Origin of the sequence: Qipengyuania gaetbuli (assembly GCF_009827315.1) — a bacterium.
In the GTDB taxonomy this organism is placed as follows: Bacteria; Pseudomonadota; Alphaproteobacteria; order Sphingomonadales; family Sphingomonadaceae; genus Qipengyuania; species Qipengyuania gaetbuli.
Genome location: NZ_WTYF01000004.1, coordinates 1,336,187 through 1,351,148 on the forward strand (window position 1 = coordinate 1,336,187; position 14,962 = coordinate 1,351,148).

Annotated in this window: 12 protein-coding genes; 5 read left to right on the forward strand and 7 right to left on the reverse strand. The window is 65.3% G+C overall.

What is annotated here, in order from left to right:
* Positions 1–45: 45 nt before the first annotated feature.
* The 5 genes from GRI42_RS09000 to GRI42_RS09020 form a co-directional block, all read right to left on the reverse strand.
* Positions 46–1,188, reverse strand: coding sequence for a glycosyltransferase family 87 protein (locus GRI42_RS09000; protein WP_160608177.1), 1,143 nt, complete (start codon positions 1,186–1,188; stop codon positions 46–48).
* A gap of 68 nt (positions 1,189–1,256) precedes the next feature.
* Positions 1,257–3,044 (reverse strand): DUF885 domain-containing protein, encoded by a 1,788-nt coding sequence (locus GRI42_RS09005; RefSeq protein ID WP_234033922.1) that lies wholly within the window; start codon positions 3,042–3,044, stop codon positions 1,257–1,259.
* 26 nt (positions 3,045–3,070) lie between these two features.
* Positions 3,071–4,891: a DUF885 domain-containing protein gene (locus GRI42_RS09010; RefSeq protein WP_160608179.1), complete on the reverse strand. Its 1,821-nt coding sequence runs from the start codon at positions 4,889–4,891 to the stop codon at positions 3,071–3,073.
* Between the two features lie 101 nt (positions 4,892–4,992).
* Entirely contained in the window at positions 4,993–5,925 is a 933-nt protein-coding gene (locus GRI42_RS09015; RefSeq protein WP_160608180.1) for an MBL fold metallo-hydrolase, read from the reverse strand.
* Positions 5,922–7,193, reverse strand: a complete 1,272-nt coding sequence (locus tag GRI42_RS09020; protein ID WP_160608181.1) for a metal-dependent hydrolase family protein — start codon at positions 7,191–7,193, stop codon at positions 5,922–5,924. The genes GRI42_RS09015 and GRI42_RS09020 overlap by 4 nt, the downstream gene beginning before the upstream one ends.
* Before the next feature lie 121 nt (positions 7,194–7,314).
* On the opposite strand from GRI42_RS09020, the gene GRI42_RS09025 reads away from it, so the two are divergent.
* Both GRI42_RS09025 and GRI42_RS09030 read left to right on the forward strand, forming a co-directional pair.
* Positions 7,315–9,375 (forward strand): S9 family peptidase, encoded by a 2,061-nt coding sequence (locus GRI42_RS09025; protein ID WP_234033923.1) that lies wholly within the window; start codon positions 7,315–7,317, stop codon positions 9,373–9,375.
* An 84-nt stretch (positions 9,376–9,459) separates the two neighbouring features.
* On the forward strand, positions 9,460–9,957 hold the full coding sequence (locus GRI42_RS09030) for a hypothetical protein (RefSeq protein ID WP_160608183.1): 498 nt from the start codon (positions 9,460–9,462) through the stop codon (positions 9,955–9,957).
* Between the two features lie 4 nt (positions 9,958–9,961).
* On the opposite strand, the gene GRI42_RS09035 is transcribed toward GRI42_RS09030, so the two are convergent.
* The gene (locus GRI42_RS09035) at positions 9,962–10,555 is read right to left on the reverse strand and encodes a DUF2585 family protein (protein ID WP_160608184.1); all 594 of its coding nucleotides are present in this window, start codon (positions 10,553–10,555) and stop codon (positions 9,962–9,964) included.
* 57 nt (positions 10,556–10,612) lie between these two features.
* Positions 10,613–11,494 carry a MipA/OmpV family protein gene (locus tag GRI42_RS09040; protein ID WP_234033924.1) on the reverse strand — a complete coding sequence of 294 codons (882 nt, stop codon included), beginning with the start codon at positions 11,492–11,494 and terminating at the stop codon, positions 10,613–10,615.
* Between the two features lie 126 nt (positions 11,495–11,620).
* Here GRI42_RS09040 and crtY point away from each other — a divergent pair, with 126 nt between their 5' ends.
* The 3 genes from crtY to GRI42_RS09055 are packed head-to-tail and all read left to right on the forward strand — an operon-like array spanning position 11,621 to position 14,921.
* Entirely contained in the window at positions 11,621–12,805 is a 1,185-nt protein-coding gene (gene crtY, locus GRI42_RS09045) for a lycopene beta-cyclase CrtY (RefSeq protein ID WP_160608186.1), read from the forward strand.
* Complete coding sequence (locus tag GRI42_RS09050) at positions 12,802–14,340, forward strand: phytoene desaturase (RefSeq protein WP_160608187.1); 1,539 nt, start codon at positions 12,802–12,804, stop codon at positions 14,338–14,340. Before crtY ends, GRI42_RS09050 begins: the two co-directional genes overlap by 4 nt.
* Positions 14,340–14,921 carry an LOG family protein gene (locus tag GRI42_RS09055; protein WP_160608188.1) on the forward strand — a complete coding sequence of 194 codons (582 nt, stop codon included), beginning with the start codon at positions 14,340–14,342 and terminating at the stop codon, positions 14,919–14,921. Before GRI42_RS09050 ends, GRI42_RS09055 begins: the two co-directional genes overlap by 1 nt.
* Positions 14,922–14,962: the final 41 nt, after the last annotated feature.

The following is a 14,962-nucleotide window of genomic DNA, read 5'->3' on the forward strand; positions in this document are numbered from 1 at the left end:
ATCGAGGCAGGGCGGGCGCTTGTCCCCTATCGGGACTGCGGCCCCTCAGCGCTGACCGGCGCGCGTCCAGACGAGCCACAGCAGCGCAAGCGAGCACAGCGGCATGAAGTTGACCTCCAGCGGGAGCGCCGCGGCGCGTGTGGCGTAGGGCGCGAACCACAAGGCGACGAGGCCGAGTTTCTCGTAAGGCCTGAAGCCGCGCTCCAGCCCCTGCTCCACCAGCCACAGTGTCGGGAAGATCAGGAAGGGCAGGTCGTAATTGAACAAGTATGGGGAGGCGAGCGCGGTGGCCGCCAGCATGGCCGACGCGCTTGCCCGCACGTCTTCGCCGGATTTGCGCCATGCCAGCATGGCCGCCGCCAGCGCAGCAAGACCGCTCAGGACACCTGCGACCATCGCCGGTCCCTCACCCGTCCAGTGGCGGACCTGCGAATAGAAGGTCACCATGCGCAGGAAGAAGTCGTCGCTGCGCTCGCCCATGATGGCGCGGCTGGCTTCCCAGCTGGTGGTGTAGCCGGCCATCGTGTCCGTGCCGAACACCAGCCACGAGGCTGCCAGCAGGCCGAGCGCGCTCGCTCCCGCAGCGACTATGGCGCGCCACTTGCCGCCCATCGCCAGCCAGAAGGGCGTGAGCACGGCAAGGTGCGGCTTTACCACCAGCGCCCCGATGGCCGCGCCCGACAATGCCGGACGCTGCGCCAGCGATTGCGCCGCCAGAACCAGCAGCGCGCCGGTCAGCAGCCCCGTCTGCGCGTGGCCAGCGGCCAGCAAGGCGCCCGGATAGGCGAGGACCAGCGGCCACAGGCGCGGGAAGGCGCGGATGCTCGCCCAGGCCCACAGCGCATAGGTCACGCCCACCCAGGCAATCCACGCAATCGGGAACGGCAGCGCGCCGAACGGCGTGACGGCAAACAGGAAGGGCGGCGGATTGACGAAGACGAACCAGCCTTCGCTTCCCGTGGCGGTCTGCACGCTTTCCTGCACGGCAAGGTCGTAGGCCGCCACCGGATTGCCTGCCGCCGCGACATGGCCCGCGCCCCAGAAGGCGAGGAAATCGGTCCCGGCCGGCTGCATCGCCTTGATGTAGCTGTTCGCCAGCAGCGCCAGCGAGGCGATCGCGATCAGCACCGCATAGCCGCGCACGCGCCTTGCGGTCAGCCAGTCCGCTTCGCGAAGATGTGTGAGCACGCGCGCCCTCCCCGGAACTTCGAGGACCCGTCTAGGGCGCGCGGCGCTTTGCTGTCACGCGTGGCGGCTTACTTGCCCCCAGCGGCGATCCAGGCGTCGATCTTGGCTTCCAGCACCGACAGCGGGATATTGCCCGTCGAAAGCACCTGGTCGTGGAAGCGGCGGACGTCGAAATCCTTGCCCAGCGCCTTCTCGGCCTTGGCACGCAGGGCCTTTATCTTCAGTTCGCCCGTCTTGTAGGCCAGCGCCTGGGCCGGCATCACGATGTAGCGCGCCGTCTCGCTTTCGGCGAAATCGCGCGGCTGGCCGTTGGCGACCATGTATTCGATGGCCTTCTCGCGGCTCCAGCCCTTGGCATGCATGCCGGTATCGACGACGAGGCGCACTGCACGCAGCAGTTCGCCGCCCGCAAGCGCGCCGATCCTGTCGAGCGGGTCGTCATAAAGGCCCAGCTCGTAGCCGAGGCTTTCGGCATAAAGTCCCCAGCCCTCGCCATAGGCGGTAAAGCCGTTGTAGCGCATGAAATCGGGCAGTTCCTCGTTCTCGTAGGCCAGCATGGTCTCGAAGTGATGGCCCGGATTGCCTTCGTGCATGTAGAGCGCGACCGAGGTACCGAGCTTGCGCTCCGCCACGTTGTAGCCGCTGAAGTAGAAGGTGCCCGGACGCGACCCGTCGATCTTGCCGGGATAGTAGGAGGCGGCGAGGTTGAAGGCCTCGCGATACTCTTCGTAAGGCTCGATCCGCAGCGGGGTCTTGGGCTGGTTGAGGAACAGGCGGTCCATCAGCGGATCGACCTTGCGGCCGACCTCGTACCAGGCCGCCTGCAGGTCCGCCTTGGTGGTGTAGGTCACCTGCTTGCGGTCGCCGGCCTCTGCCCTCGCCTTGGCGAGCGCTGCATTGATGCGCGCGACTTCGGCAAGGCCGGTCTGGTGGATTTCCTCCGCCGTCAACGGCAGCGTGGTCATTTCCTCGATGCGGAAGGCGTAATAGGCATCGCCCCCCGGGCCGTCGGTCGCCGCGATGCTGGCGCGGGCCTTGGGCAGGTATTCACTGGCGAGGAAATCGCGCATCCGCTTCATCGCCGGGAACAGCGTGTCCTTCACGCTCGCACGGTAGGCGGCGGTCAGGCGGTCCTTTTCGGCCTGCGAGAAGCTGGCCGGGAAGGCGCCCAGCGGAGCGTAATATGGGTTCGCGGCATCGGCTGCGCCCAGCTGCGTGTCGAACTGCTGGATCATGATTTCCACCGTCAGGCGCGGCAGGGTGATGCCCCGCGCCATGCCGGTGCGCATCCGCGTGATCATGTCGTCCATGCCCTTGGCCGCAGACGCATGGCGGGCAAGGTTGTTCTCGTAATCCGTGACCGTGTCGAACGGCATCAGCGCACCCGGGGCCGACAGGCGCGGGTAGAACACGTGGAAGCCGCGGAAATGGTCGATCGGCGTTGCCAGGATGGTCGGCAGGATTTCGGGATCGGTTTCCGCGATCCGGCGCTGCATCGTGTATTCGAAGGTGTCGTAGACGATACGGCCCGTCTCGCTCAGCGCATTGCGATCGATCAGGCGCAGCGCGGCAAGGTCCGCCTGCGCGGCAGCGCGTTCCTTGGCGTAATAGGCAGGCGAGAAATCGCCCAGCGTATCCGCGTCAGAGAAATCGCCGCGGAAGAATGCGGAGGTGGGATTGCGGTCGAGATAGGCCGCCTCGCTCCGGTCGAGCAGGGCATCGAGCGCCACTGCAGCCGTGGCCTGCTTCGCTGCCGCCACCGGTGCTTCGGCATAGGTGCCGACGGTCGAACAGGCGCCCACTCCAGTTGCCAGAACCAGCGCCATCGCGGTCTTCGCTGCGAAAGTCTTCATCATCGTCTCTCCTCGGTCCCCTTGCAAGCTTACTTGCCGCCGGCTGCAATCCAGCGGTCGATCTTTCCTTCCAGCACAGGCAGCGGCAGGCCGCCAGTGTCGAGCACCTGCGCATGGAAGGCGCGAATGTCGAAATCGTCACCCAGCGCGGCTTCTGCCTTGCGGCGCAGTTCCTGGATCTTCAGCGCGCCCACCTTGTAGGCCAGCGCCTGGCTGGGAATGGCGATATAGCGTTCCACCTCTGCCACGACCTCGGTGCGGGTCATGCCCGAGTTTTCCAGCATGAAGTTGATCGCCTGGTCGCGCGTCCAGCCCTTGGAATGAAGGCCCGTGTCGACCACCAGCCGCATCGCGCGCAGCTGTTCGTCCTGCAGCGTGCCGTAGCGGTTCCACGGGTCCTCGAAGAAGCCCATCTCGTAGCCCAGCGTCTCGGCATAGAGCGCCCAGCCCTCGACATAGGCCGTGGTCCCGCCAAAGCGCATGAAGGCGGGCAGCGCCTCGTTCTCCTGCGCGAGGCTGATCTGGAAGTGATGCCCCGGCGCACCTTCGTGGAGGTAGAGCGTGACATTGCCCGTCGTCAGGCGGCTGGGCAGGTCGTAGGCGTTGAAATAGAAGGTGCCCGGACGCGATCCGTCGGGCGATCCGCCCTGGTACGAACCGCCAGCCTCGAACTTTTCGCGATATTCCTCGTAAGGCTTGATCTCAAGCGGAGTCTTGGGCGTCAGCGAGAAATACTGCGGGATCTTCGCATCGACTTGCTTGCCGATATCGTAATAGGTCTGCGTCAGCGCCTCGCGGCTCTTCGGCTGGAACTTGGGATCGGTGCGGACATAGTCGAAGAATTCGTTGAGCGAGCCGGCAAAGCCGACCTCCGCCTTCACCTTTTCCAGCTCGCCCTTGATGCGCGCGACTTCGGACAGGCCGAGGTTATGAAGATAGTCGGGCTCGAGCGGCAGGGTGGTCGTGTCCTCCACCAGCCGGCGATAGAGCGCTTCGCCGCCCTTCATCTGGGACAGGCCCACGGTGCCCCGCGCAGCGGCGTAATATTCATCGCGCAGGAAATCGCGCAGGCGCGCATGAGCGGCATAGATGTCGGCAATGCCGGTGCGATATTCCGCCTCCAGCCGCGCCTTGTCGGCAGCGGAGAAGCTGTCGGGGAAGTTCTTCACCGGCATGAAGAAGGGCGATTCCTCGATATCCATCGCCAGCTGCGTGTCGAGCTGGCTGATGACATTGCCGATGGTCAGCTTCGTTTCCAGCACCCCGCTCGCCATGCCTTCGCGGAAGCGCGCGATCGAGCGGTCGGTCAAGGCAACATAGTCGCGGTGACGCGACAAATTGTTCTCGTAATCCTCGACCGTTTCGAAGGGCGCCGCGCTCTGCCCGCTGGCGAAGCTGGGATAGAACGTGTGGAAGCCTGCAAAGTGGTTGACCGGACGCACGCTGGTCGCAGCGAGGATTTCAGGGGTCAGCCCGGCCAGCACCTCGCGCTGGTTATAGGCGAACACGTCGTAAGCCAGCTGGTCCGTCGCCGACAGCTTGGAACGGTCGATCTCGGCCAGCTTGGCAAGGTTAAGCTGCGCGTCGGCGCGGGTCGCATTGTTGAACTCGTCGGTCATGTAATCGCCCAGCCGGTCGGCATAGCGCATGTCACCGCGGAACAGGGCGGAGATCGGGTTGAGCTTGAGGCTGCGCTCGTCCGCATCCTCGAACAGGCCGAACAGCTTGTCGTGCTCGCTCACCTCGTCGGCTTGCGCCACCGGCATGCTGTCTGCAACCGGCGGGGTCGCTGCGCAGGCGGCAAGCGTGATGGCGGACGCGCAGGCCAGCGCGAGGCGGATCGGTTTCATCGGCTCTATCCCTGTTTTGACGCGCCAGCGCCTATGGCGCACCGGCAGGCCCTGCAAGCGGCAAAGCGGACGGGCGGCCTACCCGCGTCGATCAATGCCGCTCAATCGAGGCAGAAACGGTCGCCGCGCCGCGCGATCCCGAAGCCGCGCGCTTCCACCTCGCGCGCCTCGGCCGAGGCCGGATCGCGGATCGGGTTGGTGTGGTTGTAATGGATGAAGCGCACCTTGGCGCGCTGGTCGGCGGGCAGGTGCTGGAGCATGTCCATCGTCGCCCTGACGCGGGGGTGCGGGATCTCGCTCATGTCGCGGCCGGGCAGTTCGTTGTCGTCCCAGAAGGTCGCGTCAATGAAGACATAGCGCCCCGTCTCGACCAGTTCGAACAGGGCCGAGCGATCGCCGCGTGTGAACTGCGCCCAGCTGTCGATGTCGGGCACGTAGTGGAAGGCGGTTTTCCCGGCGAAGACCATGAAGCCTGCCGTTTCGGAATATTCGTCGCGGTGAGGCACGGCGTAGGGCAGCACGCGCAGGCGCCCGAGGTCGAGCGGGGTAATGCCCCCGTTCGCCAGTAGCCTGACCTCGATATTGCCGAGCTCGACCAGCTGGCTCCACGGGCCGTTCGTGCGCAGGAACTGCGCCATGCGCGGCAGGGCATAGACCGGTACGCCTTTCGCGCCTGCCGCCTCGCGCCCGAGCCAGGCGAGGCCGAGATAGTGGCCGATATGCGCATGGGTCAGGAAGATGCCATCGATGCCGAGGCTTTCGGTGGGTGGCTCGTTCCCGTCGAGCAGCGCCAGCTGTTCGGTAATCGCGGGCGAGGCGTCGAACAGGTAACGCTTGTTCGACCCTCGATCGATCAGCGCGAGCGAGGAAGGCAGCAGGCGCTCCCCTGCGTCGTCCGCATTGCCGATCTGCGGCGCACCTGCGTCCTGTCCTGCGCCAAGGACGACCAGCTCGCGCTCGCATACGCCGCCCTCTTCCCCGGCAGCCGGGACTGCGAGGCCAAGTGCGGCAGCCAGCGCGAGGATCGCCCTCATTCGATGATGCGGCCGCGCACCATCACCCAGTCGGTCTGCTCGACCAGCGTCACGTCCTCGAGCGGGTTGCCCGGCACTGCGATGATGTCCGCCGAGTAGCCCGGCGCGATGCGGCCGATCTGGTTTTCCATGCCCAGTACCCTGGCCGCGCCAGTCGTCGCGCTGGCGAGCACTTCGCGGTCGGACATGCCGCCAGCCCGCATGAGGCCGAGTTCCTTGGCATTGTCGCCATGCTCGAACACGCCGGCATCGGTGCCGAAGGCGATCGTAACGCCCCATTTGCGGGCCCGCTCGACAATGCTTTCGGCATAGGCGGCGACAGCGCGGACCTTGTCTTCCACGACCGGGGTGTAGACGCCCTTGCCCAGATTGCCGCGGATGCCCTGGAAGGCCATGAGCGTGGGCACCAGCACGGTCCCGTTATCGCGCATCGCCTTGGCAGCGGCCTCGTCGATATAGGTCCCGTGCTCGATCGAGGTGACACCGGCGCGGGCCGCGGCCTCGATGCCGCGTGCGCCATGCGCATGGGCCATGACCTTGAGGCCGAGCGAGCGGGCCGTATCGACGATGCTCTTCATCTCGGCATCGGTGAAATGCGCCTCCAGCCCGCGGCCCTGCTGGCTCAGCACGCCGCCGGTCGCGGTGATCTTGATGATGTCGGCCCCGTTCTGGCTGGCGAGCCGGACCTTCTCCGCGCATTCGACCGCGCCGGTGCAATTGTAGCCGTCATCGAGCAGCGCGTTCACTTCGGGCAGGAAGCCATTGGTGTCGCCATGCCCGCCGACGATGGCGAGCGAGGGTCCGGCAGCGACGATGCGCGGTCCGGCGACGAGGCCTTCTGCGGTCGCGCGGCGCAGCGAGAAGGCGGTATGCTGGGCGCTGCCCGCCTCGCGTACGGTGGTGAAGCCGGCCTTGGCGGTGAGGCGTGCGTTCTTGGCCCCGATCACCACGTCCCATTCGGTCGGTTCGGTCGTCGCTTTCCAGAAGTCGCCGCCCGGATCGCCGGTCAGGTGCGTGTGCAAATCGATGAGGCCCGGCGCGAGCGTGCGGCCCTGCAGATGGACCATGTTCGCGCCGTCGGGCACGCCGGTCCAACCCTCTTCCACGCTGACGATCACGCCGTCCTTCACGGTGACGGTGGCCTTGCCCATCGGCTTGCTGGCGGCATCGACCACCAGGCCATCGGCATGGATGATGGTCGTCTCTGCGGCCAGCGGTGAAATGGCAGCGAGCAGGCTGGCAGTCAGCCCGGCGATCAGTTTGCGCATGGAATCTCCTCTTGTCCCTTGGCCGCCTGATGCCTGCACCGCCCGCCGCCCGCAAGCCCCGGTTTGCCCTCCGGCGCGAGGTCGCTATGAGACCGCCAGACGATTCCCAGAGGAGAGAACCTTGACCCGAATTCGCCGTACCGTCCTTGCCGCAGGCCTGCTGGCCACCGCCTCGATCGCCGCGCAGGCGCAAGCACGCCCGATGACGCCCGAAGACGTCGCCGCGCTCGAAAGCGTGGGCACCGTGGCCGTCTCGCCCGATGGCCGCAGCATCGCCTACACCACTGCCGCCCTCCCCGACGTGACCGAAGGCGAGGAAAACGGTTCGACCGAGCAGCAATTGAAGCTCGCCTACGGCCCCATGAATGCACGCGACTTTCTGCCCGACAGCATGAACGTCTCCGCCATCCAGTATTCGCCCGATGGCCGCACAATCAGCTTCCTGTGGACCGAAAAGGATGGCGACCGCGCCGTTTGGGGCATCCCGGTCGACGGCGGCGCGCATCGCAAGCTGGCGGCAGTCAAGGACGCGAGCGTGCGCTCCTATGCCTGGGCGCCCGACGGTTCGGCCATCTGGATGCTGGCCTCTGCCGAAAAGGACAAGGACCGCGAAAAGGAGTCGAAGGCTGGGTTCAACGCCATCGTCTATGAAGAGGAAGCCCGCCTTAACCGCCTTTTCTCCGCCAAGGTCGGCGCTGAAGTGGATGCCGAGCCGAAGGCCGTGACCATCCCCGGCTACGTCAGCGGCTTCAAGGTCGCGCCGGGCGGCAAGACCGCCGTGGTCGACAGCGCGCCCACGCCGCAGATCGACGACGAATACACTTCCAAGCGTGCCCATGTGATCGACCTTGCCACCGGCAAGGTGCTGGCCGTGGTCGAAACGCCCGGCAAGCTGGGCGATATCGAGGTTTCGCCCGACGGCAAGCAGCTGTCGATGATCGCGGGCGTCGACATGAACGACCCCGCCGACACGACGCTACACCTCGTCGACGTGGCAAGCGGCAGCTTCCGTGCGCTGAACGCGGGCGCGCCCGAAGCTGCGGTCGATGCCGCATGGCTGGCCGACGGCCGTCTTGCTGCAGTGATCCACAAGGGCGTGCAGTCGGCGCTGCGCATCTACAACGCCGACGGTTCGATCGCCGAAGAGCATGACGGCGGCGAGCTCATCCTTTCCAACGTGGAAACGGGCGGCAACACCATCGCCGTCGAGGCGAGCAGCCCGCAGCACCCGACCGAACTATTCGTGTGGAACAACGGCGCCTTCGCCCGCTGGACGCAGCACAATCCGTGGCTGTCGGATATCGACTTCGGCAAGCAGCGCGCTTTCACTTTCACCGCCACCGATGGCCAGCAGGTCGAGGGCGTTCTCATCGAGCCGGTCGGCGGCGTGCCCAAGGGCGGCGCCCCGCTGATCCTCAACGTCCACGGCGGCCCCGAAGCGCATGATAGCAATGGCTGGCAGACCGCCTATTCCAAGCCGGGCCAGGTGGCCGCTGGCAAGGGCTATGCCGTCTTCCTGCCGAACTATCGCGGGTCGACCGGCTACGGCACGGCGTTCTCCAAGCAGCACCAGGGCCGTTACACCGATCCCGAATTCCGCGACCTGGTCGATGCCAAGCGCGCGCTGGTCGAGGCGGGCATCGCCGATGCCGACCGCGTCGGCGTGACGGGCGGCTCCTACGGCGGCTATGCGACCGCGTGGACCAGCACCTATTACAGCGACGAATTCGCGGCCGGTGTCATGTTCGTGGGCATTTCGAACCAGATCTCGAAGTTCGGCACCACCGACATCCCTTATGAGATGTACAATGTGCACAGCCGCGCATGGCCGTGGGACAACTGGCAGAAGATGCTCGAAGTCTCGCCGATCTACCATGTCGACAAGGCCGAAACCCCGCTGCTGATCATGCACGGTGCCGAGGACACCCGCGTCGCGCCGAGCCAGAGCTACGAGCTCTACCGCTCGATCAAGGTGCGCAAGCCCGAAACTCCGGTTCGCCTCGTGCTGTACCCGGGCGAAGGCCACGGCAACCAGAAGGCCGCCGCGCGCTACGATTACAATTTGCGCATGATGGAATGGTTCGACACCTACCTGAAGACGGGCGACCGCGACGCGAAACTGCCCGATCCGCGCCCCGACCTCGCCGAAGGTACGGTCGGGACGGCCAAGAAGGACGACTGACGGGCGCTTTCTTAAGTCCTGTCTGCTAAAGACCCGCCTTCCGGACAATTTCGGGAGGCGGGTTTTTTGCGGGCATTGCTGGCCATGGCCGTTGGCGCATTCTTCCTTGCGCTTGCATTGGGGCTCATCCCGCTGGGCGAGGACCAGCCGCCAACCGTCATGATGTGGATCATCGGCATCATGGGCGCTCTCACCCTGCTAGTCGGCATTTCTCACCTGCGCCTGCGGATGAGGCGGCGCGCGGCCTATTCCGGCGGGCGCGAGCGCAAGGGGACGGTCAGGCTGTTCTCACCTCTTAGCGAGGATAGCGACACGGCCGTTCTACTTTTCGCCAACAGCCATTCGGAATGGCTGATGTCGGTCGACCTCGGCAGTCTCAAGTCTGTGAAGGAAAAGCTTTCCAAAGGCGTTCAGGCCAAGGCCTATCTGGGCGACGACGACCGCATCTACGGCCTCGATATCGGGTCTTTGAAAGCCCTGCCGATTTCGCCCGGCGTGCCTTACGAAGGTAAGCTGCGTAGCCGCATGGAATGGGCGAAGCGCAAGAAGGCCGAATGGGCCGACAAGGCGGTCGGGCAGTAGGCGGTCAGCCCAGCGCCTGCCATTCGCGGATGAATTCGAACGGGTAGGCCAGCATAATGACGTTGAGCGTGAGATTGTCGCGCACCACCAGCGCCGCGACGACCTCCATTATGATCGCCAGCACCACCGTCACCCGCACGGGCAGCTTGAGGGCGAGGAAGAACCCCAGGCTCATCCAGCAGATATCGGCCATGGAATTGATGATGCTATCGCCTGAATAGCCCCAATTCACCGTGACCGAACGATAGCGGTCGATGACCATCGGCGTGTTCTCGATGATCTCCCATGCTGCTTCGAGGAATACGGCGAGCGTGAAGCTGTACCTCGCAGCCTGCTTGCCGCCGATGCCCGCCCGCGCGAACAGCAGCCAGCCAAGCGCGTAGAACAGCATCCCGTGGATGATGTGGCTGGGCGTGTACCAGTCGGACAGGTGCTGGCTGTTGCCCGAGGCGTTGATGTCCCCGTACCACAGCGCGACATAGCCGCAGGTGCAGATCGGCGGGCGATCCATGGCGAAGAGCACGGCCAGCGTGACGGCCGTGATCACAAGGCCGGCAACAATTGCCGTGCGGTGCGGCCTCAATGGGTTCGCGGTCATGAGGGCGAGACTGCGCGCGCAGCCCCGTCCCGACAAGTGAACCGCGAATTCTATCCGCTAGAAAGTATAGCCGATGCCCAGCGCGACGAAATACTGGTTCGAACTGCCGCGTATGCTGGTGAAAGGCGTATCCGCCGCATCGCCGAGCAGTTTCGAATAGCCGCCCAGCCCGATCAGCGACAATCCTCCGTCGGTCACGTCGCCGTTGAGATCGTAGGCCAGCAGCAGGTTCACCCCGACGCTTTCGAACCCGCCTTCCGCCTGGAAGCCCGGCAGCACATCGGCTGCAGGCAAGGCCGGATTGGTCGCGGGCACCGAATAGTAATAGTCGGCGAAATCGTCATCGACCCAATTCGTGCTGACGCTGAGCGAGGCGGCCATCGCGCGGCTGAGCGGGGTGAAATAGGTCACGCTCGGCGACACGGTCATGCCGCCGTGGGCGCCGTTCACGTCCCAGCCCGCATCGACATTGAAGCTCAGGCTGTCGAAGGGGTTGAGCAGCTTGGGCAGCTTGACCCCGAGGCTTGCCCCCACCTCGATCGCGGTTTCCAGCTCGCCATAGGCTGCCACGATATCGTCATCGATGTCGTCGATATCGGCGCGGTCGCGGTTCATGCGCAGCAGCGGCCCCGCGGAAAAGGCAATACCCTCGTCGGGATCGGGAATGAAATCGAGCGCGATGCCGGCAGGGCGCGGATTGATCGCCACGCCACCGAGCGAACCCTGGACGATCGGCAGCACGCTGAGCTGGTAGTCGTCCGACCCTGAATAGCTGGCATTGTAGGCCACGCCCACGCCCACACTGAGGTAATCGCCGTCGAATGCCGTGGTCGGCGGCCCGGCCGGAGGCGACACGTTTACATCGGCATCCTGCGCCGCGAGCGGTGTCGCCGCAGTGCCTGCAAGCAGGCCGGCGGCCACGAAAACTGCATATTTCATCGGGGATTCCCTCGTCTTGCCCTTCATCCGCCAACGGTCAAACGGCCCGCGCGTTCCGAATCAGCCAAGCCAAAATCGCGCAAAGCGATTGCCGCGCTGCCCCCGCGCCCGTAAGCGACTTTCCCCATGGGCCGCAGGTTCGACATCGCGATCGTAGGAGGAGGGCTCGCCGGAGGGCTTGCCGCGCTGGCGATCCGCCGCGCGCATCCCTCGCTCTCGCTCGCCCTGTTCGAAGCGGGCGACAGCTTCGGCGGCAACCACCGCTGGAGCTGGTTCGAAAGCGATTTGTCGCAGCAGGGCGAGGCACTGCTCGCGCCTTTCGCCAGGACCGAGTGGACCGGCGGCAACGAGGTCCGCTTTCCCGCGCACCGGCGCGTGCTGACCGCCAACTATCGCTCGCTCGACAGCCGCGATTTCGACCGCACGCTGCGCCGCGAATTGCCACAGGAAGCCCAGCAGCTCGGCTCGCGGGTGGCGTGCCTCGATGCCTCGGGGATCGAGCTTGCGACCGGAGAGCGCGTCGAAGCACGAACCGTTATCGACTGCCGCGATGCCGGGTCCAGCAAGCACCTGACCGGCGGCTGGCAGGTTTTCCTCGGCCAGCACCTGCGCACCGCAAGCCCCCACGGGATAGACCGCCCCGTGATCATGGATGCGACGGTCCGGCAGCACGGCGCCTATCGCTTCGTCTATCTCCTGCCGATGGGGCCGGACGAAATCTTCGTCGAGGACACCTATTACGCCGACAGCGCCGCGCTCGATGCACCGGCCCTGCGCGAACGCATCGCCGCCTATGCCGCGGACAAGGGCTGGGAAGCCACGGTGCTGCACGAGGAAACGGGCGTGCTTCCGGTCATTACCGGGGGCGATTTCGCCGCCTACCGCGCCTCGCTGAAAGAACCCGAAGTGGTGCTGGCCGGAGCGCGCGGGGGCTTCGTGCATCCGCTGACCAGCTACACCATCCCGGTGGCCGTCGAGAACGCGCTCGCCATTGCCGATGCAGCCGCCTTTCCGCGCGACGAGCTTGCCCGCCTGGTCGACCGGCGCGCGCATGAACACTGGCGCCGCACGGGCTTCTATCGCCTGCTCGGCAAGATGCTGTTCGAAGCGGCGATCCCCGAGGAACGATATCGGGTGTTCGAGCGCTTCTACCGCTTGGGGGAACCCCTGATCGAACGGTTCTATGCCGCGCGCTCCAGCGCCCTCGACAAAATGCGGATCCTGTCAGGAAAGCCGCCGGTACCAATTTCGCGTGCGGTCGCAGCCCTGCTTGGCAAGGGAGCGCCGCTCGTCCAAGAGGATCGACGATGAACGCCGATGTAACGCCTCCCGATATTTCCTCCGCCACCGAGATTCCGCAGACCGGCCGCACCGCCTGCGTGATCGGCTCCGGTTTCGGCGGCCTTGCGCTTGCCATCCGCCTGCAGTCCGCCGGCATCGCGACCACCGTCGTGGAAGCGCGGGACAAGCCGGGCGGGCGGGCCTATTACTGGGAGAAGGACGGTTTCACCTTCGATGCCGGCCCCACCGTCATCACCGATCCCGACTGCCTGCGCGAACTGTGGGGCCTGACCGGCCACGACATGGCCGAGGATATCGAGATCATGCCGGTCATGCCCTTCTACCGGCTCAACTGGCCCGACGGCACGAATTTCGACTATTCGAACGACGAAGAAGAGCTGTTCGGCGAGATCGCCAAGCTCAACCCCGCGGACGTTGCCGGATACCAGCGCTTCCTCGACTATTCCGCCGGTGTCTACGAGGAAGGCTACGTCAAGCTGGGCCACAAGCCCTTCCTCGACTTCAAGTCGATGCTCAAGGCGGCTCCGGCTCTCGCGAAGAAGCAGGCGTGGCGCAGCGTCTATTCGATGGTCTCGAGCTACGTCGAGAACGAGAAGCTGCGCGAGGCGCTGTCGTTCCACACGCTGTTGGTCGGCGGCAACCCGATGAAGACCAGCAGCATCTACGCCCTCATTCACAAGCTGGAGAAGGACGGCGGCGTCTGGTGGGCCAAGGGCGGCACCAACCGGCTCATCGCGGCCATGGTCACCCATTTCGAGCGCATCGGCGGTACCGTCCGCCTGCATGATCCGGTGGTGCAGGTGCACACGCTCGGCAGCAAGGCGAGCGAGGTCGAAACCCATTCCGGCTGGAAGCAGCGTTTCGACGCGGTCGCCAGCAATGCCGACATCATGCACAGCTACAAGGACCTGCTGACCGGTTCCAAGCGGGGCAAGACCTACGCCAAGTCGCTGTCGCGCAAGAGCTTTTCGCCCAGCCTCTTCGTCGTCCATTTCGGCATCGAAGGCACCTGGCCGGGCATCCCGCACCACATGATCCTGTTCGGCCCGCGCTATAAGGGCCTGCTGGAGGACATCTACGATCACGGCGTCCTGCCGCAGGATTTCTCCATCTACCTCCACCACCCCAGCGTGACCGACCCGGGCATGGCACCCGAAGGCATGAGCACCTTCTACGCGCTTGTGCCGGTGGCCCACATGGGCAAGCTGTCGGTGGACTGGCAGGAAATGGGCCCGATCCTGGAAAAGCGCATTCTCGACGAGGTCGAGCGGCGCCTGATCCCGGGCCTGCATGGCCGGATCAAGACCAAGTTCCACTACGCGCCGCGCGATTTCGCGATGGATTTGAATGCCCACATGGGTAGCGCCTTCAGCCTCGAACCGGTGCTGACGCAGAGCGCTTTCTTCCGCGGGCACAATCGCGACGACGTGATCGACAACTTCTACCTCGTGGGCGCGGGCACGCACCCGGGCGCCGGCATCCCCGGCGTCGTCGGCAGCGCCAAGGCGACCGCGGGGCTCATGCTCGAGGATTTGCTCGCCTGATGAAACGTCTTGCCGTCTACTGCGGTTCGGCATCGCCCGAAGACCCGCGTTATATCCAGCTTGCCTATGATGTCGGAGCCGGTCTTGCCGAGCGCGGCATAGGTGTCGTCTACGGCGGTGGCCGCCTCGGCCTGATGGGCGCGACCGCGCGCGGCGCGCTCGATGCGGGCGGCGAAGTGATCGGGGTCATTCCCGAAGCGCTCGCCAATTCCGAAGTCGCCAATCACGACTGCACCGAACTCTACACCGTTTCCGGCATGCACGAGCGCAAGCAGCGCTTCACCGATTTGTCCGACGGTTTCGTGACCATCCCCGGCGGGGTCGGCACGATGGACGAATTGTGGGAAGCGATGAGCTGGGCGCAGCTCGGCTATCACGACAATCCGGTCGGCCTGCTCAATGCTTTCGGCTTCTATGACGAGCTGATCGCCTTCAACCGCAAGATGGCCGAGGTCGGCTTCGTACGGCCCGTGCACCAGGGCATCCTCGTTCACGACACGACGTTAAGCGGTTTGCTTGACCAGATGGAAAACTATGTGCCGCATACGCCGATCTTCCAGATGAAGGCCGACGACCTCTGAACAAGCCGCGCCCCCTTACGACCCAGAACCTGCGCCAGACG

Excerpts from the sequence above, each read along its gene's own strand:
- GRI42_RS09005 (WP_234033922.1), bottom strand. The coding sequence starts at position 3,044 with ATGATGAAGACTTTCGCAGCGAAGACCGCGATGGCGCTGGTTCTGGCA.
- GRI42_RS09020 (WP_160608181.1), bottom strand. The coding sequence starts at position 7,193 with ATGCGCAAACTGATCGCCGGGCTGACTGCCAGCCTGCTCGCTGCCATT.
- GRI42_RS09035 (WP_160608184.1), bottom strand. The coding sequence starts at position 10,555 with ATGACCGCGAACCCATTGAGGCCGCACCGCACGGCAATTGTTGCCGGC.
- crtY (WP_160608186.1), top strand. The coding sequence starts at position 11,621 with ATGGGCCGCAGGTTCGACATCGCGATCGTAGGAGGAGGGCTCGCCGGA.
- GRI42_RS09040 (WP_234033924.1), bottom strand. The coding sequence starts at position 11,494 with ATGAAATATGCAGTTTTCGTGGCCGCCGGCCTGCTTGCAGGCACTGCG.
- GRI42_RS09055 (WP_160608188.1), top strand. The coding sequence starts at position 14,340 with ATGAAACGTCTTGCCGTCTACTGCGGTTCGGCATCGCCCGAAGACCCG.
- GRI42_RS09030 (WP_160608183.1), top strand. The coding sequence starts at position 9,460 with ATGGCCGTTGGCGCATTCTTCCTTGCGCTTGCATTGGGGCTCATCCCG.
- GRI42_RS09010 (WP_160608179.1), bottom strand. The coding sequence starts at position 4,891 with ATGAAACCGATCCGCCTCGCGCTGGCCTGCGCGTCCGCCATCACGCTT.
- GRI42_RS09015 (WP_160608180.1), bottom strand. The coding sequence starts at position 5,925 with ATGAGGGCGATCCTCGCGCTGGCTGCCGCACTTGGCCTCGCAGTCCCG.
- GRI42_RS09050 (WP_160608187.1), top strand. The coding sequence starts at position 12,802 with ATGAACGCCGATGTAACGCCTCCCGATATTTCCTCCGCCACCGAGATT.